This window comes from Mycolicibacterium komossense (genome assembly GCF_025822605.1).
Taxonomy (GTDB): Bacteria; Actinomycetota; Actinomycetes; order Mycobacteriales; family Mycobacteriaceae; genus Mycobacterium; species Mycobacterium komossense.
The window spans coordinates 43,571-67,671 of sequence record NZ_JACKTY010000037.1; the positions used below are offsets into that span (position 1 = coordinate 43,571).

Here is a 24,101-nt window from a genome sequence, read left to right on the forward strand (position 1 = left end):
TCTCGTGTTGACGGCCGTCGCGATCATCCCGTCGGCACCCGTGCTGGTTCCTGAACTCGCGGGTGCCGCCGCCGAGGTCGCCGATCTGCGCGCGGCGGTACTGCGGGCGGCGGCGAGCCTGCCCCAGCGCTGGCTCGCGGTGGGAGTCGGCGCCCCGGGTGTGCGGGTCGGGCCGGACGCGGCAGGCACTTTCGCGGGTTTCGGGGTCGACGTGCCGGTTGCGCTGTCACCGCGGTCGCGAGAAGCGACACAGCTGCCGCTGTGCGCGCTGATCACCGGCTGGGTGCGGGGGCAGGTCCAGCCGGGGGCCGTCGCGCAAGTGCGGTGCTACGCGGCCGGCGATCCTGCCGCCACCGAGGCCGGCCGGGCGTTGCGCGCCGAACTCGACGCCGGCCTCGAGCCGGTCGGCGTTCTCATCGTCGCCGACGGCTGCCACACCTTGACCCCGTCGGCGCCCGGCGGCTACGAACCGGCGAACGTCGCGGTGCAGGACGATCTCGACAACGCGCTCGGGCGGGGCGACGTCTCGGCCCTCACCGCGCTGCCCGCGGCCGTCGTGGGCCGGGCAGCGTTCGGTGTGCTGGCCGGGCTGACTGCAACGGCCCCGCCCAGCGCCGCGGAGTTCTACCGGGGAGCGCCGTACGGTGTCGGATACTTCGCCGGCGTCTGGCTGCCGTGATCGTGCGACCGATCGCGGTCGTCGGCCCCACCGGCACCGGTAAATCCGCGCTGGCCCTCGATATCGCCGAGCGGGTGGGCGGCGAAATCGTGAACGCCGATGCGATGCAGCTCTACCGCGGAATGGATATCGGCACCGCCAAGCTTTCCCCCGACGAGCGGCGCGGGATCCCGCATCACCAACTCGACGTCCTCGACATCGCCGAGACCGCGACAGTCGCGAACTACCAGCAGGGTGCCGCCGCCGATATCGAGGCGATCGCCGCGCGCGCGGTGGTGCCTGTCATCGTCGGCGGTTCGATGCTCTACATCCAGTCACTGCTGGACAACTGGGCGTTCCCGGCGACCGACCCGGAGGTCCGCGCCGCGTGGGAGGAACGCCTGGCGCAGGTGGGTGTCGCGGCCCTGCACGCCGAACTCGCCCGGCGCGACCCCGCCGCCGCCGCGACGATCCTGCCGACCGACGGGCGGCGCATCGTCCGCGCGCTGGAGGTGGTCGAGCTGACCGGGCAGCCGTTCGCGGCCTCGGCGCCGACCATCGGCGCTCCGCGTTGGGACACTGCCATCATCGGATTGGATTGGGACACCGAACTTCTCGATGAACGCCTGACCCGGCGGACCGATGCGATGTTCGATACCGGTCTGGTCGAGGAGGTGCTGGGGCTGCTCGACATCGGGCTGCGTGACGGTGTCACTGCCGCGCGCGCTCTGGGCTACGCGCAGGTGATCACGGCACTCGACGCGGGCGGAACCGACGAGCTGCTGGCCGAAGCCCACACCCTGACGTTCACCGGCACCCGCCGCTACGTCCGTCGCCAGCGGTCGTGGTTTCGCCGCGATCACCGGATCCGCTGGCTCGACGCCGCCGCCCTGAGTGCCCGCGAACTTGCGGACGAAGCCCTCGGCATCTGGCGGCACGTATCCTGAACAGGTGAATTTCGCCAAAGGGCACGGCACGCAGAACGACTTCGTGCTGCTGCCCGACCTGTCCGCCCGCCTGAGCCTGGCTCCGGCCGCGGTGGCGGCGCTGTGCGACCGGCGCCGCGGACTGGGCGCGGACGGTGTGCTGAGGGTGACCACGGCGGGTGCCGCGCAGGCCGCGGGCGTTTTCGAGCGTCTCGCCGGCGACCTGCCTGAAGGCGTCTCTGCCGACGATTGGTACATGGATTACCGCAATGCCGACGGGTCGATAGCCCAGATGTGCGGTAACGGTGTCCGGGTGTTCGCCCACTACCTGCGGGCCAGCGGGTTGGAGAACCGCAGCGAATTCGTCGTCGGGTCGCTCGCCGGCCCACGACCGGTGACCCTGCACAGCTTCGACGATGTACGGGCCGACGTCACCGTCGACATGGGCAAGGCCAACCAACTCGGCATCGGTACCGCCACTGTCGGCGGCCGGACATTCACCGGGTTGGGTGTCGATGTCGGTAACCCCCACCTGGCCTGCGTGGACGCCGCACTGACCGTCGACGACCTCGCCTCGCTCGATGTGGCCGCGCCCGTGCACTTCGATCCCTCGCAGTTTCCCGACGGCGTCAACATCGAGGTGCTCACCGCTCCCGTCGAAGGTGTTGTCACCATGCGGGTACACGAGCGTGGGGTGGGGGAGACCCGATCCTGCGGGACCGGCACGGTGGCCGCGGCCGTAGCCGCTCTGCGGCACCTCGGCAGCGACACCGGCGCACTGGCGGTGCGCATCCCCGGCGGGCAGGTCACCGTCACCGTCACAGATGCCACCAGCTACTTGCGCGGACCGGCCGAACTCGTCGCTCACGGAGAACTGTCCGACGACTGGTGGAGTCGACAGGCTTGATAATCGGATGCGGGCCGGCCTGCACGCGTGACACCATCGGAGACCGCCCATGACTTATCCCGAACACCCTTCCTCTGCCCCGACCGCCGGTGAGCTCGCCCTCGACGACCGCTCGGCACTACGTCGCGTCCACGGCCTGTCGACCGAGCTCACTGACGTCTCCGAGGTCGAATACCGCCAGCTGCGGCTGGAACGCGTCGTGCTGGTCGGGGTCTGGACCGATGGCACCGCCGCCGACGCCGAGGCCAGCATGGCCGAGCTGGCCGCACTCGCCGAGACCGCCGGATCCGAGGTTCTCGAAGCGCTGATGCAGCGTCGCGACAAACCCGATCCGTCGACCTATATCGGGTCAGGAAAGGCCGCCGAACTGCGCCAAGTGGTCATCGCCACCGGCGCCGACACCGTCATCTGCGACGGCGAGTTGTCTCCGGCGCAGCTCAACGCACTGGAGAAGGCCGTCAAGGTCAAGGTCATCGACCGGACCGCGCTGATCCTCGACATCTTCGCCCAGCACGCCACCAGTCGAGAAGGCAAGGCGCAGGTCGCTTTTGCCCAGATGGAATACATGCTGCCGCGCCTGCGCGGTTGGGGTGAGTCGATGTCGCGCCAGGGTGGTGGCGCCGGTGGTAGCGGTGGCGGCGTGGGTACCCGTGGCCCCGGTGAGACCAAGATCGAGACGGACCGCCGCCGGATTCGTGAGCGGATGTCCAAGCTGCGACGCGAGATCAAGGAAATGAAGAAGATCCGCGACACCCAGCGCAGCGGCCGGGTCCGTAGCGCTGTGCCGTCGGTTGCGATCGTCGGCTACACCAATGCCGGTAAGTCGAGTCTGCTCAACGCGCTGACGGGAGCCGGAGTGCTGGTCCAGGATGCGCTGTTCGCCACCCTCGAACCGACCACGCGCCGTGGCGAATTCGATGACGGCCGACAGTTCGTGCTGACCGACACCGTCGGCTTCGTCCGGCATCTGCCGACCCAGCTGGTTGAGGCGTTCCAGTCGACGCTGGAGGAGGTGACCGGCGCCGATCTGCTGGTCCACGTCGTCGATGGCTCCGACGTCAACCCGCTGGCGCAAATCAGCGCGGTGCGCCAAGTGGTCGACGAGGTGATCGCCGACCACAACGCCACACCGCCCGTGGAACTGTTGGTGGTCAACAAGATCGACGCAGCAGATGATCTGGCACTGGCGAAACTGCGCCGGGCGCTACCGGATGCGGTGTTTGTCTCCGCCCACACCGGCGAAGGCCTGGACCGGCTACGGGAGAAGATGAGTCAGCTCGTCGAACCGACCGACATCAGGGTGGACGTGACGATTCCCTACGGCCGTGGAGATCTGGTAGCCAAGGTGCACACCGAGGGGCGCGTCGATGCGACTGAGCACACCGACGGCGGCACCCGGATCAAGGGTCATGTGCCCGCAGGCCTGGCGGCCAGCCTGCGGGACTTCGTGACGGACTAGCTGGATCCGGCGGGACTAGCTAGCGGACCTTCTCGGGGATCGAGTCCAGCGCGTGCAGGATGTGTACTGCTGCGCTGCTTGCTGTTTCGGCGTCGATCGAGGAGTGCTCGATCAGCACATTCTCGACGAGCTTGAGCCGGTTCTCGTACGGGGACAAACGGGCGATGGTGGCAGTCATGTTGGGATTCCTATTCGGTTGGTGGTTTCCAGCAGAGGTTCTTCGGTGAGCCCGATCGCGTGGGGATAGTTCGGTGACCGGTGTTGGAACGTCAGGACGTTCGGATTGAGCACGACGCCGTCGCGGATCTCGATGGCACGCCGGATCGTCTGGTCCCGGTTCCAGCTTTCACGGCCGCTGAGTACCGGGCGCAGGAAGGGGATCAGCGCCTCGCTGATCTCCCAGGTGGCCGAGTTCCAGAGGTACGACGGGCTGTGGTCCACGGCGTAGTAGGTGATGTTGTCGCCGACGGTGAACACCGGTGCGTCGAACGACGTGGGCTTGGCCCAGCTGAAACCCATTGCCTCGTCGCAGGACACGTCGATGATCAGGCTGCCCGGCCGGAACGCCGCCAGGTCGTCGTCGAACAGGAACATCAGTGGCGCATCGGTGTCCTGCAGCGCGCAGTTCACCACGATGTCGTGCTCGGCGAGGAAATCCGCCAGCGGAACCTCGCCGTCGTCGGTGACCGCCGGGCTGCCGGGCAGATCAGTCATGAAATGGACTATTCGGGCCGAGTGGATCGGCGAGGCGACCGCAGACACGTCGCGGTTGGTCAGGATGTCGATGTCATGGATGCCATGCGCGTTCAGCGCAGTGACCGCACCCCGGGCGGTCGCGCCGAAGCCGATCACCGCGGCGCGCAGTCGTCGGCCGTAGGTGCCCGTCGAGCCGATGAGCTCCAGCGCGTGCAGCACCGAACAGTAGCCGGCCATCTCGTTGTTCTTGTGAAAAACGTGCAGTTTGAACGAGCCGTCGGCACGCCAGTGATTCATCGCCTCGAACGCGATCAGGGTCTGGTGCCGGTCGATGGCCTGCTGCGCCAGCTTCCGGTTCTGCACACAGTGCGGCCAGCCCCACAGAACCTGATCGGTGCGCAGTTCGGCCAGGTCAGCCGGCTCGGGTTTGGCGAGCAGAATGACATCGCATTCGGCGATCAGCTGGTCCCGGGGGACTATTCCCGCGACCGAGGAGGCCAGGTCAGCGTCCGGTACCCCGAAGTGGTCGCCGTAGCCGTCCTCTAGGTAGATGCTGTCCTGCAGGTCGGCGTCGAGGCGGTCAAGATGAAGGGGGTGGATAGGCAGTCGATGCTCGTTCTCTTTGCGAGTCCGCGAGATGACGCCGAGTTTAAGAAGAGGCATGGGGCGCCCCGAGCATGTTCGTCATCGAAGCACCGTTGTTTCATTGTCTGGCTGCGCAGCCTCTCGGGCCGCACGCCTTCAGGGTAGCCCTATTTGCGCTGGACCCCGACCACTTCTGTCCGACCGAACCATCACGCTCAGGCGTATGGTGAGTCGATCGGGACCAATCAGGCCCCCAACTCAAGGGGTCCGGATGTCCGACAAGTCTCCTCGCCAAGCGATGACCAAGAAGTCCGGCAAGTCGCTCAAGGACAAGCGTGCGGCCAAGCACGCCAAGACCGATCAGAGTTCGGCCACCGAGATCGCGATCAACAAGAAGCGTTAAACCACGGCGGTTTTCGCGACGACGTCACCTCGTCGCGAATGGTGGAGGTTCGTGTGCGCGGATAGGCGGCGCGGGGGCGCTGAACTTCTCCACCTCGACCAGTACGTGGGCGCCCGTGCAGCCGCGGGCCAGCGAGGACGTGCCGATGTCGTCGGTCAGCACATTCGGATTGCCGTGTACGCACATTGCATCGGGATCGGCTGGATCTTCCGGGTCGTACCAGGCGCCGGTGGACAATTGCACCACCTCGGTGCGTAGCCCCTCGTCGAGCACCAGGCCGGCCAGGCATGAGCCGCGGTCGTTGAACACCCGCACCAGATCGCCGTCGATCAGACCGCGTGCGGACGCATCAACAGGATGCATTCGAATCGGTTCTCGCCCTTGGACTTTCGAGTTCTGACTAGTGGCACCGCCGTCGAGTTGGCCATGCAGCCGGGTTTTGGGCTGGTTGGCGACCAAGTGCAGGGGGAACCGCTGGGCGCGGTCGCCGCCGAGCCACTCGGTCGGCTCATACCAGCGGGGATGGCCGGCACAGTCGGCATAGCCGAAACCGTCGATATCGGCGGAGAAGATCTCGATGCGCCCGCTGGGCGTGGTCAGGCGGTGGGCCTGCGGATCGGCCCGGTAGTCGGCCAGCAGTGTCAGGCCGTCTTCGACGGGCAGTCGGATCTGACCTGCCGCCCAGAACTCGTCGAACGTCGGGACGATTAAATCCAATTCGGCCGACCACTTTTCGTACATCGCGGACAGCCATTCGCGATCGGTACGGCCCTCGGTGAATGTCTCGCCGAAGCCGAGCCGGTAGGCCAGCGCGGCGAACGTCTCGTAGTCGTTGCGGGATTCGGCGTAGGGCGCGGTCAGCGCGGGCATCGCGACCAGCAGCGGATCGTTGCGTGACCCGGAGAAGTCGTCACGTTCGAACGCCGTCGTCGACGGGACGACGATATCGGCGTGGTGGGCCATCGCCGTCCAGTACGGGTCGTGTACGACGACGGTGTCGACGCGGGCCAGCGCCCGCCGTAGCCGCGGCAGATTCTGGTGGTGGTGGAAGGGATTGCCGCCGGCCCAGTACACACACCGGATGTCGGGGAATCGCAACGTCTGGCCGTTGAAATCGTAGGACTCGCCGGGATGTAGCAACATGTCGCTGACCGCGGCCACCGGGATGAAGGTCGTCACCGGATTCGCCCCCTGCGGGAAGACCGGTAGTCGACACGTGATCGGTGACAGGCCCGGCTCGTTCATCGAGCCGTAGCCGTGGCCGAAACCGCCACCGGGTAGCCCGATCTGGCCGAGCATCGCGGCCAGCGTGAGCCCCATCCACGGCGCCTGCTCACCGTGGCGCACCCGCTGCAGCGACCAGCTGACGGTCACGATGGTGCGGCCGGCCGCCATCTGCCGGGCCAGCTCGCGCAATGTCTGGGCGGGCAGTCGGCAGATATCAGTAGCCCACTCCGGCGATTTCGGCTCGCCGTCGTCGGTTCCGAGCAGATAGCGTTCGAAGCGGTCGTAGCCGGTGCAATAGGTCTGCAGGAAGGCGCGGTCGGCCAAATCTTCGGTGGCCAGTACGTAGGCCAGTGCCAGCATGATCGCGACGTCGGTGCCGGGCACCGGAGCCAACCACTGGCAGTTACCCTCGACATCGTCGCGCAGGGGACTGAAGGACACGATCTGGCCGCCGCGGTCACGGAATCTCGCCAGCGCATCGCGCGCCGGATGTGCCGTTGTACCACCGTGATTCACGCCGGTGTTCTTAAGGCCGACGCCGCCGAAACAGACCAGCAGGTCGGTGTGTGCGGCGATGACATTCCAGTTCGTGGATCGCTTAAACAGATCGTCGTGGGTACCGACCACCCGCGGCATGATCACCCCGGTTGCTCCGAGGCTGTAGGAATGGCGGGAAGACGTATAGCCGCCGAGCAGTTTCAGGAACCGGTGCACCTGGCTCTGGGCGTGATGAAACCGGCCCGCGCTGGCCCAGCCGTAGGACCCGCCGTAGATGGCCTCGTTGCCGTGGGTATCGATGACCCGGCGCAGCTCGGTCGCGAGCAGCTCGGTCAGTTCGTCCCAGGAGACGGCCACGAACTCGTCGGCGCCGCGGCGATCGGTAGGCCCCGGCCCGTTGTCGAGCCAGCCCCGGCGCACCGCTGGGCCGGCGACCCTGGACCGATGGCGCACCGAGCCTGGCAGGTTGCCGAGCAGCGGGGATGGGTCGGTGTCGCCCTCTAGCGGCGTGATCTCGGCGATGTCGCCGGACTCGATGCGCGCACGGAATGCGCCCCAGTGCGTGAGGCTTGCCGGTGCTGGGCTCATCGAGCAAGTCTACGGAGAGCGGCAGCGCACCCCGCACCCAACCAACCAGCCGGTTGATATATCTTCGAAGGTAAGACCGTGCGCCTGTGCGCCACCTGATCCCGAGACCGCTGCCTATCCACAGTCCCCATACCTGAAGGAGGTCTCCCAGTGGGAGTCGTCAAATTCGAGCGCACCCTGTTCGAGCCCGAGCACGATCTTTTCCGCGAGTCCTACCGCGCATTCCTGGACCGCCACGTGGCGCCGTTCCACGAGCAGTGGGAAAAAGACAAGATCGTCGACCGCTCAGTGTGGATCGAGGCCGGTAAGCAGGGCTTCCTCGGCACGCAGGTCCCCGAGGAATACGGTGGTGGAGGCAACCCGGACTACCGGTATAACGTCATCCTCACGGAGGAGACCACCGCCGGGCGCTACAGCGGCCTTGGCTTCGGTCTGCACAACGACATCATCGCGCCGTACCTGCTGAAGCTGACCACCGAAGAGCAGAAGCAACGTTGGCTGCCGAAATTCTGCACCGGCGAGATCATCACCGCGATCGCGATGACCGAGCCGGGCACCGGCAGCGATCTGCAGGGCATCAAAACCCGCGCCGTCAAGCAGGGTGACCACTACATCCTCAACGGCTCCAAGACCTTCATCACCAACGGCATCAACGCCGATTTGGTGATCGTCGTCGCGCAGACCGACCCCGACAAGGGCGCGCAGGGTTTCTCGCTGCTCGTCGTCGAGCGCGGCATGGCGGGATTCGAACGCGGTCGGCATCTGGACAAGATCGGCCTCGACGCCCAGGACACCGCGGAACTGTCGTTCACCGATGTCGTGGTTCCTGCCGAAAACCTGCTTGGCGAAGAGGGACTCGGCTTCATCTACCTGATGCAGAATCTGCCGCAGGAACGCCTCAACATCGCCGTGATGGCGGCGACGGCGATGGAGACGGTGCTCGAGCAGACCTTGCAATACACCAAGGAACGCAAGGCATTCGGCAGGCCGATCGGCAGCCAGCAGAACAGCCGTTTCCTCCTGGCCGAGCTCGCCACCGAGGCCACTGCGGTACGCATCATGGTCGACGAATTCATCCGGCTGCACCTCGACGAAAAGCTCTCTGCCGAACAGGCCGCGATGGCCAAGTGGTGGACCACCGAAGCGCAGGTGCGCCTGGTCGACCGGTGTCTGCAGTTGCATGGCGGGTACGGGTACATGCGCGAATATCCCGTTGCGCGGGCATATCTGGATGCGCGGGTGCAGACCATTTACGGTGGCACGACGGAGATCATGAAGGAGATCGTCGGCCGTTCGCTCGGGGTCTGAGACTCGGGTCGCCTCCCGGGCTGCCCGGCAGTCCGCGGTGATCAAACCGGCGCGCGTGTCGTCGCGGCTGCACGTCATTTCGGTTTCGGGTCGGTATTGTCTCCGAAATGACGGCGAAATGGGCTATAAGCGTTGATTTCTGCCGTAAAGATGACGGGCGCGCCAGTTTGCGGGCACAACGCCGGAAACCGCGGGGAGTGTGTGCATGACGACGCAACGAAATCCATTCCGATGGGCTTTCGGTTGGACCAAACCAGCTTGGACCAAACCGGTCCGGCTGACGTTGGGCCTGGTGGCTGCGACGGCCCTGGTGACGCTGATGTCACCCATCGCGAACGCCGATCCGCAGAGCGATGCAGACGACGCTATCAACGCTGCCTGGACCGCGGCCGGAGGCGATACATCGCAGCTCGGCCCGAAAGACGGTGGCGTGTACCCCGTCGGCGCCGGGTTCGGGCAGAACTTCGCCGGCGGTGCGGTGTACTTCACCCCGGCCACCGGAGCCAGGGCGATGTTCGGGGCGATCCTCGACAAATACCGTGAGCTCGGCGGACCGGCCGACAGCGATCTGGGCTTCCCCAACATCGACGAAGGCCCGGGGAAGGTCAGCCCGGACAGTCGCAACACCACGTTCAGCGCCGGCGACAACCCGGTCATCTTCTGGACCCCCGAGAGCGGTGCCTGGGTGGTCCGCGGCCCGATCAACGCGGCCTGGGACAAGCTCGGCGGCTCGGCGGGCGTCCTCGGTGTTCCGACCGCCGACGAGACCTATAACGGCGCAGTCGTCTCGCAGACGTTCACCGGCGGGCAGCTGTCCTACGACATGGACACGAAGCAGTTCACCTCGGACCCGCCTGATCTGGCCGGGCAACTCGCCGACCTGAACATTCCGACCGACCCGGCGTCGGCCATCAACACTGCGTGGCGTGCCGCCGGGAGTGCCGCGGGCCCCCTCGGCCTCAAACAGGGCGATCAGAAGGTCATCGGCGATGGCGCCGAACAGGACTTCGCCGGCGGAAAGGTGTTCTTCTCACCCGCCACCGGCGCCCACGTCGTCAGCGGCGCGATCCTGGCCGAGTACGAATCTTTGGGCGGCCCGACCGGTGAACTCGGCTTCCCGAGCGCAAGCGAAGCGGACGGCGGCGTGCCGGGCAGCCGGGTCAGTGCCTTCGCCGGCGTTGGTGGTCCGGTCATCTTCTGGACCGCTGATCACGGCGCAGTCCCCGTTCGCGGGGCGATGAAGGCGGCCTGGGACAAGTTGGGCGGGGCGGCGGGCGCAATCGGTGTCCCGGTCGCCGAGCAGAACACCGACGGTGACGTCACCACCCAGAAGTTCAGCGGCGGACAGGTCTCCTTCGACAGCAAGAAGAACACGTTCAGCACCGATCCCAAGGAGTTGGCCGACCAATTGGTGGGCCTGCAGGTACCGCCGCAGAGCGCCGCGCCGGATACCTCGGCGGCATCGGCGCCGGAGGCCAAGAGCGACAACAAATTCCGCTACCACACCTGGTGGTTGTGGTGGATCGTGCCGCTGGGTGTGCTGCTGCTGGCATCACTTGCCGCCTTTGCCGTGATGTTGGTTCGACGACGTTCCACTCGTGCCGAAGCGGACTACGACGACGAAGTTGACGACCATGTCACGGACGATCAGGAGCATTGGGCGTCCCCCGAGGTCGACGACGTCGAAGGCCGGGCTCGTTTCGTCGATCCGGATGCCGAAAACGCCTATGTCTCCTCGGGCGCCGGATGGCCGGATCAGGACGTGGCCGAAGCGCCGGAGCGGCGTTGGGGCGACCCGGCCCCCACCATCGACAGCGATCAGACCTCGGCCATCGGGATGTTCACGCCCCACGGCGTGCACGAGTCCGATGCGGTGGACGACGCGCTGGACGCCGACGAAGATCCCGACAGTGTCGATACTGCGCCGACTCGCATCCAGGACGTCGAGGGCTCGCAGTCGGGGCGCCATGCCGCCCTGAATCCCGATCCAGGCAGGTCGGTGTGGACCGCACCCGACGAAGAGTCGTATCTGCCCGGGCCGCAGTCGTTGTTCGCACCCGTTTACGGCGCGGCGCCGCCACCCGAGCGGGAAGAACCAGAGTGGGACGGCTCGGACAGCAGCGCGCAGGTAATGGAGCCTGATATCGACGAGGAGATGGTGGCGCCGCCGGCCATCCACCTTCCCCTAGACGATCCGGACGAGGCGCCGGAGGGTTATCCGATCAAGGGCAGCATGCGCACGGGGAAATACCACACACCGGGCACTGCCGGCTACGACGATACGGTGGCTGAAATTTGGTTCGCCACTGAGCAATTGGCCCAGGCGAACGGATTCACCAGGTCTGATTGAGCGGTGGCGCCCGCTCGATCAGACCTTGCGGATGACGGTGACGACCTTGCCGAGGATGGCCGCGTCGTTGCCCGGGATGGGGTCGAAGATCGGGTTGTGCGGCATCAGCCACACCTGGCCGCCCGTACGTTTGAAGGTCTTCACCGTGGCTTCGCCTTCGATCATCGCAGCGACGATATCGCCATTCTCGGCAACGTTCTGCTGACGTACCACCACCCAGTCGCCGTCGCAGATTGCGGCGTCGATCATCGATTCACCGACGACCTTGAGTAGGAACAGAGACCCTTCGCCGACGAGCTCGCGGGGCAGCGGGAAGACGTCCTCGACGGCCTGCTCTGCCAGAATCGGGCCACCGGCGGCGATCCGGCCCAGCACCGGTACATAGGTCGGCTCGGGTAGGGCATCGGAACCCGCGACGTCGGTCACGACGGTCGGCGTGGCATCGTCGGCTCCTCGGACATCGACGGCCCGTGGCCGATTCGGGTCCCGGCGGAGGAAACCTTTGCGTTCCAGCGTGCGCAGCTGATGCGCCACTGACGACGTCGACGTCAGGCCGACTGCATCGCCGATCTCGCGGATGCTCGGCGGATAACCGCGGGTGGTCACCGAAGACCGGATGACGTCCAGAATCGTGCGCTGCCGCTCCGTGAGTGTGGTGTCACGGGGACCACTAACGGCATTGTCGGTACTCGTCGAGGTGTCCTTGGTGTCGCCCATGCAGGCGAATCTAGTCGCCGAGCCCTCCAGAATCAAACATGTGTTCGACGCGTGTCGCGCCCGGTGGGCCGCGAATCTCGCTGGGGCGGGTGTGGCGCTTGCGGCGGACGTTCTCCTGCCCATTTTTGTCGGAGGGTGGATTTAGTGTTCGGCTACGAATCGATCACATGTTCGGACGGACCCTTTTTCTCGAACACATGAGCGAGTAAATTTCGAACACAGGAGCGAACATGGCTACCAGCAAACGGTCGAAAGGAACGGCGATGCGGACGGTAATGGCAGAGATGGATACCTGGGTGAACGCTCGGCCGAGCGCGCCGACGGCGCCGGTGCGGCCCGTGCGCCGCCGGCCCCGTGGGGCAGATCCTCGGCGTCGCCCGGGACCGGGGCGAGCGGCCGGCGCGCCGGTGCGCTATCGGGGAACAGGTGTGTTGATGTCGCGCGCGCCGCATCGCACGCGGCCCATCACGCCGTTCACCACCGTCGCGCTGGCGCTGTTGGCCGCTCTGATCACCATCTGGCTCGGTGCAGTCGCGCAGTTCGGTGCGGCGATCCAGGGTGCTGCCGCCCCGGTGCCGGACAAGCTGGCGGTGGTGCAGGTACAGACGGGGGAGACGTTGCAGCAGGTCGCCGCCCGGGTGGCGCCCGACGCGCCGACGGGCCCGGTGATGGAGCGGATCCGTGAGCTCAACAAGCTCGACTCGGTCGCCGTCGACGCCGGACAGACGTTGATCGCGCCGGTCGGCTGAGGCTGGGGGCTGCGGTGGCTGCGCCGATGCTCGCGCAGGTAGGCTCTGAGTCGGAGTTTTCCCACCGTCGGCACGGCGAAGGAGCGGTCATGCACTGTCCTTTCTGCCGTCATCCCGATTCCAGGGTCGTCGACTCCCGGGAAGCGGACGAAGGGCAGGCGATTCGGCGCCGCCGCTCGTGTCCGGAGTGCGGGCGCCGGTTCACCACTGTCGAGACCGCCGTATTGGCAGTAGTAAAGCGTAGCGGCGTCACCGAGCCGTTCAGTCGGGAAAAGGTGATCAGCGGGGTGCGCCGCGCATGTCAGGGCCGGCAGGTGGATGACGATGCGTTGAACTTGCTGGCCCAACAAGTAGAAGACAGTGTGCGGGCGGGCGGCTCGCCTGAAGTGCCCAGTAATGAAGTCGGTCTGGCTATTCTCGGCCCGCTGCGCGAACTCGACGAGGTCGCCTATCTGCGGTTCGCGTCTGTCTACCGCTCGTTTTCCTCAGCCGAAGACTTCGAACGTGAGATTCAGGCCCTCCGCGAGCACCGCGCTGTGATCACCCCCAGCTGATCGCAGCCCACTAGGCGGTGCTTAATCGACCTGTCGCACTCCGTCATTGACTACCCGGCCGGCCACTCGCACCCAGCCCTCCGGACTCCATCGGGTTTCGATCTTCGAGCCCGCACCCTGGGTGATGGACAGATCGCTGCTGAGGTAGTCGGTGATCCGGACGGCCGCCGCGCCGGTCGCTTCGTCCTCGCGGATTCCGAGGTTCATGGCGAACGCCCGGGACCGCACTGCGCCGGACGGTTTATCCGTCCAAGTCCAGAGGTAGTGCTGGATATCGTCGGAATAGTCCTCTGGATTCGCCGCCGCGAGCTCCTCGACGGAGTCCAGATCGTGAATGGCGAACTCGGGAGCCCAGTCGGCGCGGGCGTTGACCGCGGTCAGGTCGGCGTCGTAGTCGATCTGGACGATGCCCGCAGGTACCTGCAAGGTCTTGACCGGTGTGCCCAGTGATTGCAGCCACCACGAGGCCCCGACCGTCGGATGCCCGGCGAACGGAAGCTCTGCTGTCGGGGTGAATATTCGGGCGTGCGCCGTCGACGAACCTTCGTTCGGAAGATCGACGAAAATGGTTTCGCTGTAACCTAATTCGGTCGCCAGGCGCTGGCGATCCGCCGGCGGTACAGTGCTGGCGTCGACGACCCCGAGCGGGTTACCGAAATTGCCCTCTGCGTCGGTGAAAACTCGAAGAACTGTCACCTCGATAGCCATGATTCGACTGTACTGCGCGTGATCTGAGGTGGGTGCCACCTCGAGGTGACGGCCTAGGTGGCACTACGTTCGTCAGAGCCCATCGCGTCGAGGACTGCGACCTTGGTGTCGACAGAGCCGGACAGGTCGCGCTCGTCGATGCCGTCACGCAGCAGCTGTCGAAGCGCGGTTTGGTCGTACGGTGCGGGCTGGGTCGAGTCGATGAAGCGCTGGACCAACTCGACGAACCGGTCCGGGTCGTCGTGGAACGGGAAATGGCCGGAATGTTCGAAGATTTCCAGCTGGGATCCTGGCATGGCGGCATGCGCCATATGGGCGTGTTCGACGGGGATAACGACGTCCTGGCGTCCCCAGATGAGTTGCACGGGAACAGATTCGGTCAAATAACATCGATCGAGCATCGTCACCACTTGGCCGCGCCAGTCCACCACCGCGCGCAACGTGCGCGTGAAGGCCGACGACGCGGTCGGCTCCGGCAGGTCCCGCAGAATCCTCAGCACATCGGGTAGGTCCCGCCCGACCGCGGTCCGGCCGAGCATCGCACCCGCCACCTGACCGGCGACCTGCAACGTCGGCAGCACAAACGGCAGCCGCAGCAGCGCGAGCGCTTCACCGCCCATCGGCAGTGACGCGACGCGCAAGGCGATGTTGACATCCTTGGTGACCCCGCCGGCACCGACCAGAATGAGACGCTCCACCAACTGGGGGAACTGGTAGGCGAATTGCATCGCCACGCCGCCGCCGAGTGAATGGCCGACCACCGTGGCTCGCTCGATATCGAGGACGCTCATCAGGTCCCGCATACCGTTGGCGTAGGCAGCGACGGAGTAGTCGGCCCGCGGCTTATCGGACTGGCCGTGACCCAGCAGATCGGGCGCGATCACCGTGAATCGCTGCGCGAGTTTCGAGTGGACTGTGCTCCACGTGGTGGAGTTGTCGCCAATGCCGTGAATCAGCAACAGGACTGGGCCGGACCCGGCGATCCGGAACGCGCGCCGGTAGCCATGGATAGTCCGAAACTCCAGTGCTGGGGTCAGCTCCCGCACTGGTTGCAGATTCGGCTTCCGGACCATCAGCTGATCACCTGCAGTACCGATGTCATATCGTCCAACCTCGTTGTCGGGCCAGCCGGCGTCAGATGTTGCCGTTGTCGTCGCGGAACGGATCCTTGAACTTTTCGTCTGCCTGCTGGGCGAGGAAGCGTTCGAATTCCGCACCGAGCTCGTCGCCGCTGGGGAGTTCCTCGTCATGGGCCAGCAACGAACGGTTTTCCTGTGCGGCAACGAATGCATCGTACTGTCGCTCCAGCGCGGTCACCACCTGAGCGACCTCTGGACTGGCCGCTACCTGTTCGTCGATCTTGGTGTGGACATCCGCGGCCGCCTCGGTCAGCGCCGTCATCGGCAAATCGAGTGAGCTGATTTTGGCGACCTGTTCGAGCAACGCGTGCGCCGCGGCCGGATAGTCCGTCTGGGCCAGGTAGTGCGGCACGTGCACGGTGAACCCGACGACCTCGTGCCCGTGCTGGGCCATCCGGTACTCCAGGAGGTTCGACACGCTGCCCGGCACCTGCACTTCGCCCACCCAGGGCGTGTGATCGTCGATCAGATCGCGGTTGTTGGCGTGGGCGGTCAAGGTCACCGGCCGGGTGTGCGGCACGGCCATCGGAATGGAGCCGAGACCGATCGTCTGCCGGACACCGAGACGCTCGGCCAGCAGCCGCACCGCGGTGATGAAGCGTTCCCATTTGAGGTCCGGTTCCATCCCTGCGAGCAGCAGAAACGGCGTCCCGACCGTGTCGTGCAGCGCGAACAGCGAAAGTTCGGGGTCGTCATAGTGTGTGAAGTGATCGGTCTTGAACGTCATCAACGGCCGCCTGGACCGGTAGTCGAGCAGCTCGTCGATGGCGAACGACGCCACCAGTTCCGTGTCGAGCGCGTCCTTGAGATGATCGGCGGCCAACTTGATGGCGTGGCCGGCGTCGGAAAAACCTTCCAGTGCGTGCAGCATCACCGGGCCGCGGCCGTCTTCCGACGACAGCTGCGGCGCCGGAAACTCGAGCTCGTACATGCCGGTCTGTTCTGGCTGGTACCGCGGATGGGGGTCCGGCGTCGGAGCTGGTTCTGGGCCTGTCTGGCTGGCCATCTGGTGTCGCCTCCTCGCCACGGCACGTGACATATCCGTCTGACGGTTCATCTGCCGTGACCTCTAGTGTCCCTCAGATCGTCGCGGGCCCCGTGGCGGACCCGCCCGACCTCTTGTCTTTCCTGCCAACGCGCTGTCTGGGAGCTGACATTCCATCACAGCGGCGTGCAGCCTCATCCGGCATGATCGACCTTCATGCGCATCTGGCTGGCCACCCCTGCGGCCGTTGTACTGTTGGCCGGTTGCGCCGGTCACAGTGCTTCGGCGCCCACAGTCGCCAAGATTCCGCTGGATACGCGGAGCGACGCGACGGGCCTGGTCGCGGTCAAAGCAGCTGAGATTGGCCCCGATCCGCGGGTCGGCGCGCTGTTCCTCGGCGCCGGATCCCAGCACACCTGTACGGGGTCGGTCTTGCAGTCTTCGACCGGTGACCTGGTACTGACCGCCGCGCACTGCCTCGCCGATGGGGTTCCCGCCACTTTCGTGCCTGCGTTCGTGAACGAGGCGGCCGCCGACGACGTCTGGAAGGTCGACACGGTCTACCTGGATCCACGCTGGGTCGCCACCCAGGACCCACTCGCCGATTACGCAATCGTTCGGGTCAGCCGCGACGGGGGCGGGTCGATCGAGGCGCAGACGGGCTCGGCGCTGAAGCTGGGCACCGCGCCCTCGGCGGGCACCCCGGTGACCATCACTGGCTATCCGCTCGGTGACGGTGGTGGGCCGTTGACCTGCCAGGCCGATACCGAACAGTCGCCGCAGGGCTACCCGAGGCTGAAATGCGGGGGGTTGGTGGACGGCACCAGTGGTGCGCCGTGGATCAACGGGGCGACGGCCACGGGTGTGATCGGTGGTCTCGACGGCGGCGGATGCGACGAAAACATCTCGTACTCGGCGCCTTTCGACGCCGACACCGCCAAACTGCTGGCGCGGGCGGAGGCCGGCGGCCCCGGTGACGCGGCGCCGAACACGTTCGATTCGGACTGCTGACCGGACAGCCGGCTAGACCCGGAACTGGCTCAGTGCGCGCAACTTGTTCATCACGTCGAGCGCGGCGACCTTGTAGGCCTCCGAGAACGTCGGGTAGTTGATCACGGCGTCGACGAGGTACTCGATGGTGCCCCCGCAGCCCATCACAGCCTGACCGATGTGCACCAGTTCCGTGGCGGCGGTGCCGAAAATATGGACCCCGAGGATCTTCAGATCATCGGTGGAGACCAGCAGCTTGAGCATGCCGTAGGAGTCGCCGGCGATCTGACCGCGCGCGAGTTCCCGGTACCGAGACACCCCGACCTCATACGGGACGGAATCCTTGGTCAGCTCGACCTCGGTGGCGCCGACATAGGACACCTCGGGAATCGAGTAGATGCCGATGGGCTGCAGCTCCGTCATGCCTTTACAGGGCTCGCCGAAGGCGTGATAGGCGGCGAGGCGCCCCTGGTCCATCGACGTCGCGGCGAGGGCGGGAAAGCCGATGACATCGCCGACCGCGTAGATGTGGTCGACCTTGGTCTGGTATTGGTCGTCGACGAAGATCCGGCCGCGGCTGTCGGCCTCAAGTCCGGCATTGGCCAGGTCGAGGTGATCGGTCTGGCCCTGACGGCCCGCGGAGTACATCACGGTCTCGGCGGGGATCTGCTTCCCACTGGCCAAGGTGGTGACCGTGCCGGCGGCGCCGATGTCGACGGCGGTGACTTCCTCGCCGAACCGGAAAGTGACCGCGAGGTCTCGCAGATGGAACCGCAGCGCCTCGACGATCTCCGGATCGCAGAAGTCGAGCATGGTGTCGCGTTTCTCGACGACGGTCACCTTGGTGCCCAGTGCGGCGAACATCGAGGCGTATTCGATACCGATGACACCGGCGCCGACGACGACCATCGAGGAGGGGATGTTCTTGAGGTCCAATATCCCGTCGGAGTCCAGTACCCGGTTCTCGTCGAACTCGATCCCTGCCGGCCGGGCAGGTTTGGTTCCGGTCGCGATGACAATGAACCTGCCGCTGACCGTGACGGTTTCGGATCGGCCCGGCTCTTCGATGGCGATCGTGTGCTCGTCGACGAAGCGGGCATGTCCGACATAGAGCTCGACCCGGTTGCGCATCAGCTGCGAGCGCACGACGTCGACTTCCTTACCGATCACGTGCTGGGTGCGGGCGAGTAGGTCGGCGGGGGTGATCTTCTCCTTGACGCGGTAACTTGCGCCGTACAGCTCCCGCTGGCTCATCCCGGTCAGGTAGACGACGGCCTCGCGCAGTGTCTTCGAAGGGATGGTTCCGGTGTTGACGCAGACGCCGCCGAGCATTCGGCCCCGTTCGATCACCGCCACCGATTTGCCGAGCTTGGCGGCCGCGATGGCGGCCTTCTGACCACCCGGCCCCGAACCGATGACGACGAGGTCATACTCCTCTACCGAACCCATGAGATAGGTGTCTACGCCGGTTCCGGGAACATCGCATGTTGACGAGGTCACGACCACGTGAACAAGGCATCCTCCGAGGGCGATGCACAGTCGGCGCTTCATCCACAGCTGCCGCTGATGGCCCGCTGCAGCGGTTCCCCGTGACGGTACCGATTGTCACCGTTCGGGCATGACACGTCACTATCGCGAATTCAGTACCAACCGTCCCGGCGCCCTGATCGCCGCAATACCCGCCGTTTTGGGCTTCACACCGGAGCAGTCTCTGGTCCTGGTGTCGATCGAAAGTGGAGGACTGGGCGCGGTGCTGCGCGTCGACCTTTCTCCCACCTTGGTGGAGGGCCTGCACGAGTTGATCGAGGTGATCGATGCCGAGCAACCCGACGCGGTCGTCGCGGTGATCGTCGATGACAAGGGCGCCGCCTGCCCGATGTGCAATGAGGAGCATCGAGCGTTGTGCGATGCCCTGATCGAGGCGCTCAGCGGCAGCGGCATCGAACTGTGGGCTGCGCACGTCGTCGATCACATCGGCCTCGGTGGTACGTGGCACTGCGTCGACGGCTGCGGATCGCGCGGCGCGGTCGACGATCCGAAGGCTTCCCCGCTGGCGGCGGCCGCGGTCTTGGACGGACGCCGGCTCTACGCCACCCGCTCCGACCTCCAGGCGGTCATCGCCGCCGACCACACGGCGGCCCCGTCGGCGCTGACGGACGCGATCGCTGCCCGGCAGGGAGACGACGAGAGACGCCGCTGGGAGGACTCCGCCGGTGCCGCGCGCCGCGACGTAGAGGCGGCCCTGGCCGCCGTGAAGCGGGTGGCCGGCGGCGCCCTACTGGCTGAGGCCGAGATCGTTGCTCTGGGCAGCGCGCTGGCCGATGCTCAGGTGCGAGACACCATGTACGCCGTGGCGGTCGGGGAGAGCGCCGGCGCCGCGGAATCGTTGTGGGCGACGCTGGCGCGCAGATTGCCAGCGCCCTGGAGGGTCGAGCCGCTCGTCCTGCTGGCGTTCAGCGCGTATGCCCGCGGCGACGGCCCACTGGCCGGGGTGTCGCTGGAGGAAGCGCTGCGTTGCGCACCGAAACACCGAATGGCACGCATGCTCGACGACGCCCTGCATTCGGCGATGCGTCCGGAACAGATCCGCGAACTTGCCCGCACCGGGTACCGGCGCGCGGCAGAACTCGGGGTCCAACTTCCGCCACGGCAGTCGTTCGACCAGCGTGCGGTGTAGCAGGATAGTTCGACTCGACTAGACCTTCTCGACCTTGACGGCGTGCGCCATCTCATGCGGCAGCTCGACGTTCTCGTGACCGGGGATGACGATGATGACCCCGCCCAGCGGGCTCATCTCGACGGTCACCCTCGCGTTGGGCACCACGCCGGCGTCCTTCAGACGACCGATCAGCGCGGTATCGCCCTGGACGTGCTCGGTCAGCTGGCGGACCACCACGGCGACGGGCGACCCGGCCGGAAGTTCAGTCAGTCGAACAAGACCCGTCTCCTCGAGTCCGCTGGTAGTACCGAAGCCGAGCTCGGAAAGGCCGGGTATCGGGTTGCCGAAGGGCGAGACCGTGGGGTTGTCGAGCACGGCGACGAGCCGACGCTCGACGTCCTCGCTCATGACGTGCTCCCACTTGCACGCCTCGGCGTGAACTTCTTCCCACGGCAGCCCGATGACGTCGACGAGAAGTCGCTCGGCCAGCCGGTGCTTGCGCATCACGGCAATGGCGAGTGTGCGGCCCTTATCGGTCAGCTCGAGGTGTCGATCACCGGCCACGTGCAGCAGTCCGTCGCGTTCCATCCGCGACACCGTCTGGCTGACGGTGGGACCACTCTGTTCAAGCCGCTCGGCGATACGTGCACGCAGCGGAATTACGCCCTCTTCCTCGAGGTCGTAGATCGTCCGCAGGTACATCTCTGTGGTATCGACCAGGTCATTCATTTGGCACCTCCGTTGCCGATGAGTCTACTGGGCTAGCTGGGTGAATGGTTCTCTAACCCGGCCGCGCGGCGACCGATGCAGAGCGAGGCACGAGCGATGGGGAGGAGCGGCGCAATATGGCCCGAACAGCAGTATGCCCGCCGGGGGGCACGGCGGGCATACTGTTTTCCGGAGGGGTCAGCTGGCGTACGAGCGCAACCGCTCAGCGCGGTCGCCATGCCGGAGCTTGGCCATCACTTCGCGTTCGATCTGGCGTACCCGCTCGCGGGACAGGCCGAAGAGCTTGCCGATCTGGTCTAGGGTGCGGGGCTGACCGTCGTCGAGGCCGAATCGCAAGCGGATCACCTGATGCTCACGCTCATCGAGAGTGGACAGCACGCTACGGATATCGGTGTGCAGCAGTTCGGCGATCACTGCGTTCTCCGCGGACAGCGCCTCGGCATCCTCGATGAAATCGCCCAACGGGGCTTCTTCATCGCTGCCCACCGGCATGTCCAGGCTTACCGGGTCACGGCTGTGGGAGAGTAGATCGGCGATCTTCTCGGCAGGGATGCCCGACTCTTCTGCCAACTCTTCGTCGGTGGCGTCGCGGCCGAGGCTCTGATGCATCTCGCGCTTGATCCGGGCCAGCTTGTTGACCTGTTCGACCAAGTGCACAGGCAGACGAATCGTGCGGCTCTGATCAGCCATGCCACGCGTGATCGCCTGACGGATCCACCAGGTCGCATATGTCGAGAACTTGAAGCCCTTGGTGTAGTCGAACTTCTCCATCGCGCGGATCAGGCCCAGGTTTCCTTCCTGGATGAGGTCCAGCAGTGGCATCCCGCGACCCGTGTAGCGCTTGGCCAACGAGACGACAAGCCGAAGGTTCGCTTCGAGCAGATGGCTGCGGGCGGCCTGGCCGTCGCGGACCACCTGCGCGAGCTCGCGCTTGCGGTTGTCGCCGAGGCGCTTACGCGTCGCAAGCAGATGCTGGGCGTACAACCCGGCCTCGATTCGCTTGGCGAGTTCTACTTCGTCTGCGGCATTGAGAAGCGCCGTCTTGCCGATTCCGTTGAGATATACCCGGACAAGATCTGCGGCTGGGCTCTGGGCGTCCAGGTCCCCGTCAATCCTTGCGGCGGCATTTGCCATATCGGCCTCCTACTGGCTCGAACTGTCATGAGGTTCAACGCCTTACTGGAGGAAAGAGTTCCCACAACTCCGCGGATTCACACCCTCTGAACTGCAGAAATGCGGCGACGCCCTGAGAATGTACTGAGAATAGAACTAGAACTTTCTCATCGGGAACCATCCGGCCACTCGCCGGCCGAGTCGGGTTGCGGTAAGCCTTGTTCCAGCGCCGGTCGCTCGGCGGTCGGAAACAGGGGAGTGCGCTTGCGGTTGTCCTCGAACCGCCGTGCTTCCTCGGCTTTGCGTGGCGGCCGATCGTTGGCGATCAGCACCGCGATCCACGGCAGGGGTATCGATGCGGCGATGATCGCCAACGAAATCAGGCCGTTGTGCCAGAGGCTGTAGGCCAGTGCGGCCAGTATCAGGGCGGGCAACCGAAACGACATGATGGTCAGGTACTTGCGCACGCGTTGCTTGTGCTGGACTTCGTAAGCGGGAGCGGCAGCGGTGATCAGCACTGGCCGACCGTCGTCGTCGAAACCCAGCTCTGAGCTGTGTTTCATACCTCTACTGTTTCACAGCCGCACCGACTGTGCCGCGCCGGTTCACGGACCGTAATTCTTTCGGCAGAATGTCACCCATGGACACCCAGACCATCGAGCGGACCGACACTGACGAACGCGTCGACGACGAGACCGATAGCGACAGGCCCAAGTTCTTCCACTACGTGAAGAAAGACAAGATCGCCGAAAGCGCGGTGATGGGTACGCATGTCGTGGCGCTGTGTGGCGAGGTGTTTCCTGTGACGAAGGCCGCCAAGCCGGGATCGCCGGTCTGCCCGGACTGCCAGCGGATCTATAAAAACCTCAAGAAGGACTGACGCGCAGCGGATCCTCAGGGGGATCCGCCACCGCAGCGTTCCGATTGCGGCTCAGGTCCTTTTCGGCCAGTTTCTCCTGGGCCTTTTCCTTGAGTCGCACCCGCAGTCGGTGTGCGTGGGTTACCGGGGCCGGCCATTCCTCCTGGATCGCGGCATTCAATTCGGCCCCGATCATGATGGCGAAGCCCAGGAAGAACGCGAACAACAACAGTGCGATCGGTGTGGCGAGCGCGCCGTAGGTATAGCCAGTTTGGGTGATGTAGCTCAGATAGACCCGCAGCCCGAAGGTGGCGACCAGGAAGACCGTCGTCGCCAACACCGCGCCGATGACGAGGCGATGGGTCGGTAATGGGCTGGGCAATGACACCCGGTAGAGCACGGTGACCGCGAAGATCAGGCTGATCGCCAGCACCGGGTAGTAGCCGAACTGCAGGACCTGGTCCCAGCTGTCCGGGATGAACTCCGCGATCTTCTGCGGGCCCAGTGCAACGAACGGCGCCGCGACGATGACGAACATCAGCACGACGACGTATAGGAACAGTGCAAAGAACCGTTGCCGCACCGGATGTCGCAGCGGCGTCTGATCGTGGGCCTCGACTACTGAGTCGACAAACGCCGAGATAGCGGATGACCCCGCCCACAACGAGATGACGAAGCCGATGGACACCACTTCCCCGCGGGCGCCCTGCACGATATCGGTGATGGTCGGTTCGATGATCTCGCTGACGACGTTCTTCGAGAAGAAATGGCTAGAAGTGCTGATCAGCCGTTCCTCGATGGTCTGCAGTGTCGCCGGGCCGAACAAGGGGGCGATGTAGGCGAGACTGCCCAGCATTCCCAAAAGTAGTGGCGGTAGCGATAACACCGACCAGAACCCGGCTTGCGCGGATTCGGCGAAGATTGAGTCGTCCCACGCTTTGGACAGAGTGCGTTTGGCTATCTGCCAGATGTGGTGACGGGACGGTCGGATCGGAGCGGCTTCGTTCTGGTCGGTCATGACCAGAACAGCATCCCTGACGAGAGGCCGTCATGCCCAACCTGGCCGCCCGAAGGCGGCCAGGCGTGGCTAAAGATCGGTCGCGCTTGCCTCCAGCACGGCGGCCAACTCGATGAGTCGCGCTTCGTGCTCATTGGCATGGTGCTGGCAGAACAGAAGCTCAGCTCCAGAGGGCAACTTGGCCCGGACGCGAGCGGCAGCGCCGCAACGGTCGCACCGATCGGCCTTGGTGAGCTCGGGTGTGGTCAGAGTTGCATTCATGGCTCCTCCTTCTCG

Annotated in this window: 25 protein-coding genes; 12 read left to right on the forward strand and 13 right to left on the reverse strand. The window is 65.5% G+C overall.

Annotated elements, in window-relative coordinates; translation table 11 throughout:
• Positions 1–4: 4 nt before the first annotated feature.
• From H7J73_RS23140 to hflX, 4 genes are read left to right on the forward strand one after another with little or no spacing between them, the layout of a single operon-like run.
• Complete coding sequence (locus H7J73_RS23140; RefSeq protein ID WP_264070052.1) at positions 5–679, forward strand: class III extradiol ring-cleavage dioxygenase family protein; 675 nt, start codon at positions 5–7, stop codon at positions 677–679.
• Positions 679–1,605: a tRNA (adenosine(37)-N6)-dimethylallyltransferase MiaA gene (gene miaA / locus H7J73_RS23145; RefSeq protein ID WP_264070138.1), complete on the forward strand. Its 927-nt coding sequence runs from the start codon at positions 679–681 to the stop codon at positions 1,603–1,605. The genes H7J73_RS23140 and miaA overlap by 1 nt, the downstream gene beginning before the upstream one ends.
• Positions 1,606–1,609: 4 nt before the next feature.
• Positions 1,610–2,491: a diaminopimelate epimerase gene (gene dapF / locus H7J73_RS23150; protein WP_264070053.1), complete on the forward strand. Its 882-nt coding sequence runs from the start codon at positions 1,610–1,612 to the stop codon at positions 2,489–2,491.
• A 49-nt stretch (positions 2,492–2,540) separates the two neighbouring features.
• Entirely contained in the window at positions 2,541–3,950 is a 1,410-nt protein-coding gene (gene hflX / locus H7J73_RS23155; RefSeq protein ID WP_264070054.1) for a GTPase HflX, read from the forward strand.
• 19 nt (positions 3,951–3,969) lie between these two features.
• Here hflX and H7J73_RS23160 read toward each other — a convergent pair whose 3' ends face one another.
• Both H7J73_RS23160 and H7J73_RS23165 read right to left on the reverse strand, forming a co-directional pair.
• Positions 3,970–4,128: a DUF6307 family protein gene (locus H7J73_RS23160; protein ID WP_264070055.1), complete on the reverse strand. Its 159-nt coding sequence runs from the start codon at positions 4,126–4,128 to the stop codon at positions 3,970–3,972.
• Entirely contained in the window at positions 4,125–5,309 is a 1,185-nt protein-coding gene (locus H7J73_RS23165) for a N(5)-(carboxyethyl)ornithine synthase (protein ID WP_264070056.1), read from the reverse strand. The genes H7J73_RS23160 and H7J73_RS23165 overlap by 4 nt, the downstream gene beginning before the upstream one ends.
• A gap of 193 nt (positions 5,310–5,502) precedes the next feature.
• Here H7J73_RS23165 and H7J73_RS23170 point away from each other — a divergent pair, with 193 nt between their 5' ends.
• A complete protein-coding gene (locus tag H7J73_RS23170; RefSeq protein WP_264070057.1) occupies positions 5,503–5,634 on the forward strand; it encodes a hypothetical protein in 132 nt (43 codons plus the stop codon).
• A gap of 24 nt (positions 5,635–5,658) precedes the next feature.
• Here H7J73_RS23170 and H7J73_RS23175 read toward each other — a convergent pair whose 3' ends face one another.
• A complete protein-coding gene (locus H7J73_RS23175) occupies positions 5,659–7,947 on the reverse strand; it encodes a molybdopterin-dependent oxidoreductase (RefSeq protein WP_264070058.1) in 2,289 nt (762 codons plus the stop codon).
• 150 nt (positions 7,948–8,097) lie between these two features.
• Here H7J73_RS23175 and H7J73_RS23180 point away from each other — a divergent pair, with 150 nt between their 5' ends.
• Positions 8,098–9,255 (forward strand): acyl-CoA dehydrogenase family protein, encoded by a 1,158-nt coding sequence (locus H7J73_RS23180; RefSeq protein ID WP_264070059.1) that lies wholly within the window; start codon positions 8,098–8,100, stop codon positions 9,253–9,255.
• 205 nt (positions 9,256–9,460) lie between these two features.
• Positions 9,461–11,605 carry an LGFP repeat-containing protein gene (locus tag H7J73_RS23185; protein WP_264070060.1) on the forward strand — a complete coding sequence of 715 codons (2,145 nt, stop codon included), beginning with the start codon at positions 9,461–9,463 and terminating at the stop codon, positions 11,603–11,605.
• An 18-nt stretch (positions 11,606–11,623) separates the two neighbouring features.
• On the opposite strand, the gene lexA is transcribed toward H7J73_RS23185, so the two are convergent.
• Positions 11,624–12,322, reverse strand: a complete 699-nt coding sequence (gene lexA, locus H7J73_RS23190; protein ID WP_264070061.1) for a transcriptional repressor LexA — start codon at positions 12,320–12,322, stop codon at positions 11,624–11,626.
• A 230-nt stretch (positions 12,323–12,552) separates the two neighbouring features.
• Here lexA and H7J73_RS23195 point away from each other — a divergent pair, with 230 nt between their 5' ends.
• Together H7J73_RS23195 and nrdR are read left to right on the forward strand one after the other, a co-directional pair.
• Positions 12,553–13,071 (forward strand): LysM peptidoglycan-binding domain-containing protein, encoded by a 519-nt coding sequence (locus H7J73_RS23195; RefSeq protein ID WP_435405565.1) that lies wholly within the window; start codon positions 12,553–12,555, stop codon positions 13,069–13,071.
• Positions 13,072–13,160: 89 nt separating this feature from the next.
• The gene (gene nrdR, locus H7J73_RS23200) at positions 13,161–13,625 is read left to right on the forward strand and encodes a transcriptional regulator NrdR (protein WP_264070140.1); all 465 of its coding nucleotides are present in this window, start codon (positions 13,161–13,163) and stop codon (positions 13,623–13,625) included.
• A 21-nt stretch (positions 13,626–13,646) separates the two neighbouring features.
• Here nrdR and H7J73_RS23205 read toward each other — a convergent pair whose 3' ends face one another.
• The 3 genes from H7J73_RS23205 to H7J73_RS23215 are packed head-to-tail and all read right to left on the reverse strand — an operon-like array spanning position 13,647 to position 16,478.
• Positions 13,647–14,333 (reverse strand): PhzF family protein, encoded by a 687-nt coding sequence (locus H7J73_RS23205; RefSeq protein ID WP_264070062.1) that lies wholly within the window; start codon positions 14,331–14,333, stop codon positions 13,647–13,649.
• A 53-nt stretch (positions 14,334–14,386) separates the two neighbouring features.
• Positions 14,387–15,409: an alpha/beta fold hydrolase gene (locus H7J73_RS23210; RefSeq protein WP_264070141.1), complete on the reverse strand. Its 1,023-nt coding sequence runs from the start codon at positions 15,407–15,409 to the stop codon at positions 14,387–14,389.
• A gap of 58 nt (positions 15,410–15,467) precedes the next feature.
• Positions 15,468–16,478, reverse strand: a complete 1,011-nt coding sequence (locus H7J73_RS23215) for a proteasome assembly chaperone family protein (protein WP_264070063.1) — start codon at positions 16,476–16,478, stop codon at positions 15,468–15,470.
• A gap of 195 nt (positions 16,479–16,673) precedes the next feature.
• Between H7J73_RS23215 and H7J73_RS23220 the strand changes: the two genes are divergently transcribed.
• On the forward strand, positions 16,674–17,468 hold the full coding sequence (locus tag H7J73_RS23220) for a trypsin-like serine peptidase (RefSeq protein WP_264070065.1): 795 nt from the start codon (positions 16,674–16,676) through the stop codon (positions 17,466–17,468).
• Positions 17,469–17,480: 12 nt separating this feature from the next.
• Here H7J73_RS23220 and sthA read toward each other — a convergent pair whose 3' ends face one another.
• The gene (gene sthA / locus H7J73_RS23225) at positions 17,481–18,896 is read right to left on the reverse strand and encodes a Si-specific NAD(P)(+) transhydrogenase (protein ID WP_264070066.1); all 1,416 of its coding nucleotides are present in this window, start codon (positions 18,894–18,896) and stop codon (positions 17,481–17,483) included.
• Positions 18,897–19,065: 169 nt separating this feature from the next.
• Between sthA and H7J73_RS23230 the strand changes: the two genes are divergently transcribed.
• On the forward strand, positions 19,066–20,124 hold the full coding sequence (locus tag H7J73_RS23230; protein ID WP_264070067.1) for a DUF4192 domain-containing protein: 1,059 nt from the start codon (positions 19,066–19,068) through the stop codon (positions 20,122–20,124).
• Positions 20,125–20,142: 18 nt separating this feature from the next.
• Here H7J73_RS23230 and H7J73_RS23235 read toward each other — a convergent pair whose 3' ends face one another.
• The 3 genes from H7J73_RS23235 to H7J73_RS23245 all read right to left on the reverse strand — a co-directional run bounded on the left by H7J73_RS23235 (position 20,143) and on the right by H7J73_RS23245 (position 22,511).
• The gene (locus H7J73_RS23235; RefSeq protein ID WP_264070068.1) at positions 20,143–20,835 is read right to left on the reverse strand and encodes an iron-dependent transcriptional repressor DtxR; all 693 of its coding nucleotides are present in this window, start codon (positions 20,833–20,835) and stop codon (positions 20,143–20,145) included.
• 177 nt (positions 20,836–21,012) lie between these two features.
• The gene (locus H7J73_RS23240) at positions 21,013–21,969 is read right to left on the reverse strand and encodes a sigma-70 family RNA polymerase sigma factor (RefSeq protein WP_264070069.1); all 957 of its coding nucleotides are present in this window, start codon (positions 21,967–21,969) and stop codon (positions 21,013–21,015) included.
• A 146-nt stretch (positions 21,970–22,115) separates the two neighbouring features.
• On the reverse strand, positions 22,116–22,511 hold the full coding sequence (locus H7J73_RS23245; protein ID WP_264070070.1) for a DUF3099 domain-containing protein: 396 nt from the start codon (positions 22,509–22,511) through the stop codon (positions 22,116–22,118).
• Between the two features lie 77 nt (positions 22,512–22,588).
• On the opposite strand from H7J73_RS23245, the gene H7J73_RS23250 reads away from it, so the two are divergent.
• Positions 22,589–22,828, forward strand: coding sequence for a DUF3039 domain-containing protein (locus H7J73_RS23250; RefSeq protein ID WP_264070071.1), 240 nt, complete (start codon positions 22,589–22,591; stop codon positions 22,826–22,828).
• Here the strand turns inward: H7J73_RS23250 and H7J73_RS23255 are convergent.
• Both H7J73_RS23255 and H7J73_RS23260 read right to left on the reverse strand, forming a co-directional pair.
• The gene (locus H7J73_RS23255) at positions 22,815–23,825 is read right to left on the reverse strand and encodes a YihY/virulence factor BrkB family protein (RefSeq protein WP_264070073.1); all 1,011 of its coding nucleotides are present in this window, start codon (positions 23,823–23,825) and stop codon (positions 22,815–22,817) included. The two genes, H7J73_RS23250 and H7J73_RS23255, sit on opposite strands and share 14 nt — an antisense overlap.
• Before the next feature lie 69 nt (positions 23,826–23,894).
• The gene (locus tag H7J73_RS23260; protein WP_264070074.1) at positions 23,895–24,086 is read right to left on the reverse strand and encodes a DUF7455 domain-containing protein; all 192 of its coding nucleotides are present in this window, start codon (positions 24,084–24,086) and stop codon (positions 23,895–23,897) included.
• Positions 24,087–24,101: the final 15 nt, after the last annotated feature.

What these genes read in the sequence shown, in the direction of transcription:
- hflX (WP_264070054.1), top strand. Translation starts at nt 2,541, where the DNA reads ATGACTTATCCCGAACACCCTTCCTCTGCCCCGACCGCCGGTGAGCTC.
- H7J73_RS23160 (WP_264070055.1), bottom strand. Translation starts at nt 4,128, where the DNA reads ATGACTGCCACCATCGCCCGTTTGTCCCCGTACGAGAACCGGCTCAAG.
- H7J73_RS23165 (WP_264070056.1), bottom strand. Translation starts at nt 5,309, where the DNA reads ATGCCTCTTCTTAAACTCGGCGTCATCTCGCGGACTCGCAAAGAGAAC.
- H7J73_RS23170 (WP_264070057.1), top strand. Translation starts at nt 5,503, where the DNA reads ATGTCCGACAAGTCTCCTCGCCAAGCGATGACCAAGAAGTCCGGCAAG.
- H7J73_RS23175 (WP_264070058.1), bottom strand. Translation starts at nt 7,947, where the DNA reads ATGAGCCCAGCACCGGCAAGCCTCACGCACTGGGGCGCATTCCGTGCG.
- H7J73_RS23185 (WP_264070060.1), top strand. Translation starts at nt 9,461, where the DNA reads ATGACGACGCAACGAAATCCATTCCGATGGGCTTTCGGTTGGACCAAA.
- lexA (WP_264070061.1), bottom strand. Translation starts at nt 12,322, where the DNA reads ATGGGCGACACCAAGGACACCTCGACGAGTACCGACAATGCCGTTAGT.
- H7J73_RS23195 (WP_435405565.1), top strand. Translation starts at nt 12,553, where the DNA reads ATGGCTACCAGCAAACGGTCGAAAGGAACGGCGATGCGGACGGTAATG.
- nrdR (WP_264070140.1), top strand. Translation starts at nt 13,161, where the DNA reads ATGCACTGTCCTTTCTGCCGTCATCCCGATTCCAGGGTCGTCGACTCC.
- H7J73_RS23205 (WP_264070062.1), bottom strand. Translation starts at nt 14,333, where the DNA reads ATGGCTATCGAGGTGACAGTTCTTCGAGTTTTCACCGACGCAGAGGGC.
- H7J73_RS23215 (WP_264070063.1), bottom strand. Translation starts at nt 16,478, where the DNA reads ATGGCCAGCCAGACAGGCCCAGAACCAGCTCCGACGCCGGACCCCCAT.
- H7J73_RS23220 (WP_264070065.1), top strand. Translation starts at nt 16,674, where the DNA reads ATGCGCATCTGGCTGGCCACCCCTGCGGCCGTTGTACTGTTGGCCGGT.
- sthA (WP_264070066.1), bottom strand. Translation starts at nt 18,896, where the DNA reads ATGGGTTCGGTAGAGGAGTATGACCTCGTCGTCATCGGTTCGGGGCCG.
- H7J73_RS23230 (WP_264070067.1), top strand. Translation starts at nt 19,066, where the DNA reads ATGACACGTCACTATCGCGAATTCAGTACCAACCGTCCCGGCGCCCTG.
- H7J73_RS23235 (WP_264070068.1), bottom strand. Translation starts at nt 20,835, where the DNA reads ATGAATGACCTGGTCGATACCACAGAGATGTACCTGCGGACGATCTAC.
- H7J73_RS23240 (WP_264070069.1), bottom strand. Translation starts at nt 21,969, where the DNA reads ATGGCAAATGCCGCCGCAAGGATTGACGGGGACCTGGACGCCCAGAGC.
- H7J73_RS23245 (WP_264070070.1), bottom strand. Translation starts at nt 22,511, where the DNA reads ATGAAACACAGCTCAGAGCTGGGTTTCGACGACGACGGTCGGCCAGTG.
- H7J73_RS23250 (WP_264070071.1), top strand. Translation starts at nt 22,589, where the DNA reads ATGGACACCCAGACCATCGAGCGGACCGACACTGACGAACGCGTCGAC.
- H7J73_RS23255 (WP_264070073.1), bottom strand. Translation starts at nt 23,825, where the DNA reads ATGACCGACCAGAACGAAGCCGCTCCGATCCGACCGTCCCGTCACCAC.
- H7J73_RS23260 (WP_264070074.1), bottom strand. Translation starts at nt 24,086, where the DNA reads ATGAATGCAACTCTGACCACACCCGAGCTCACCAAGGCCGATCGGTGC.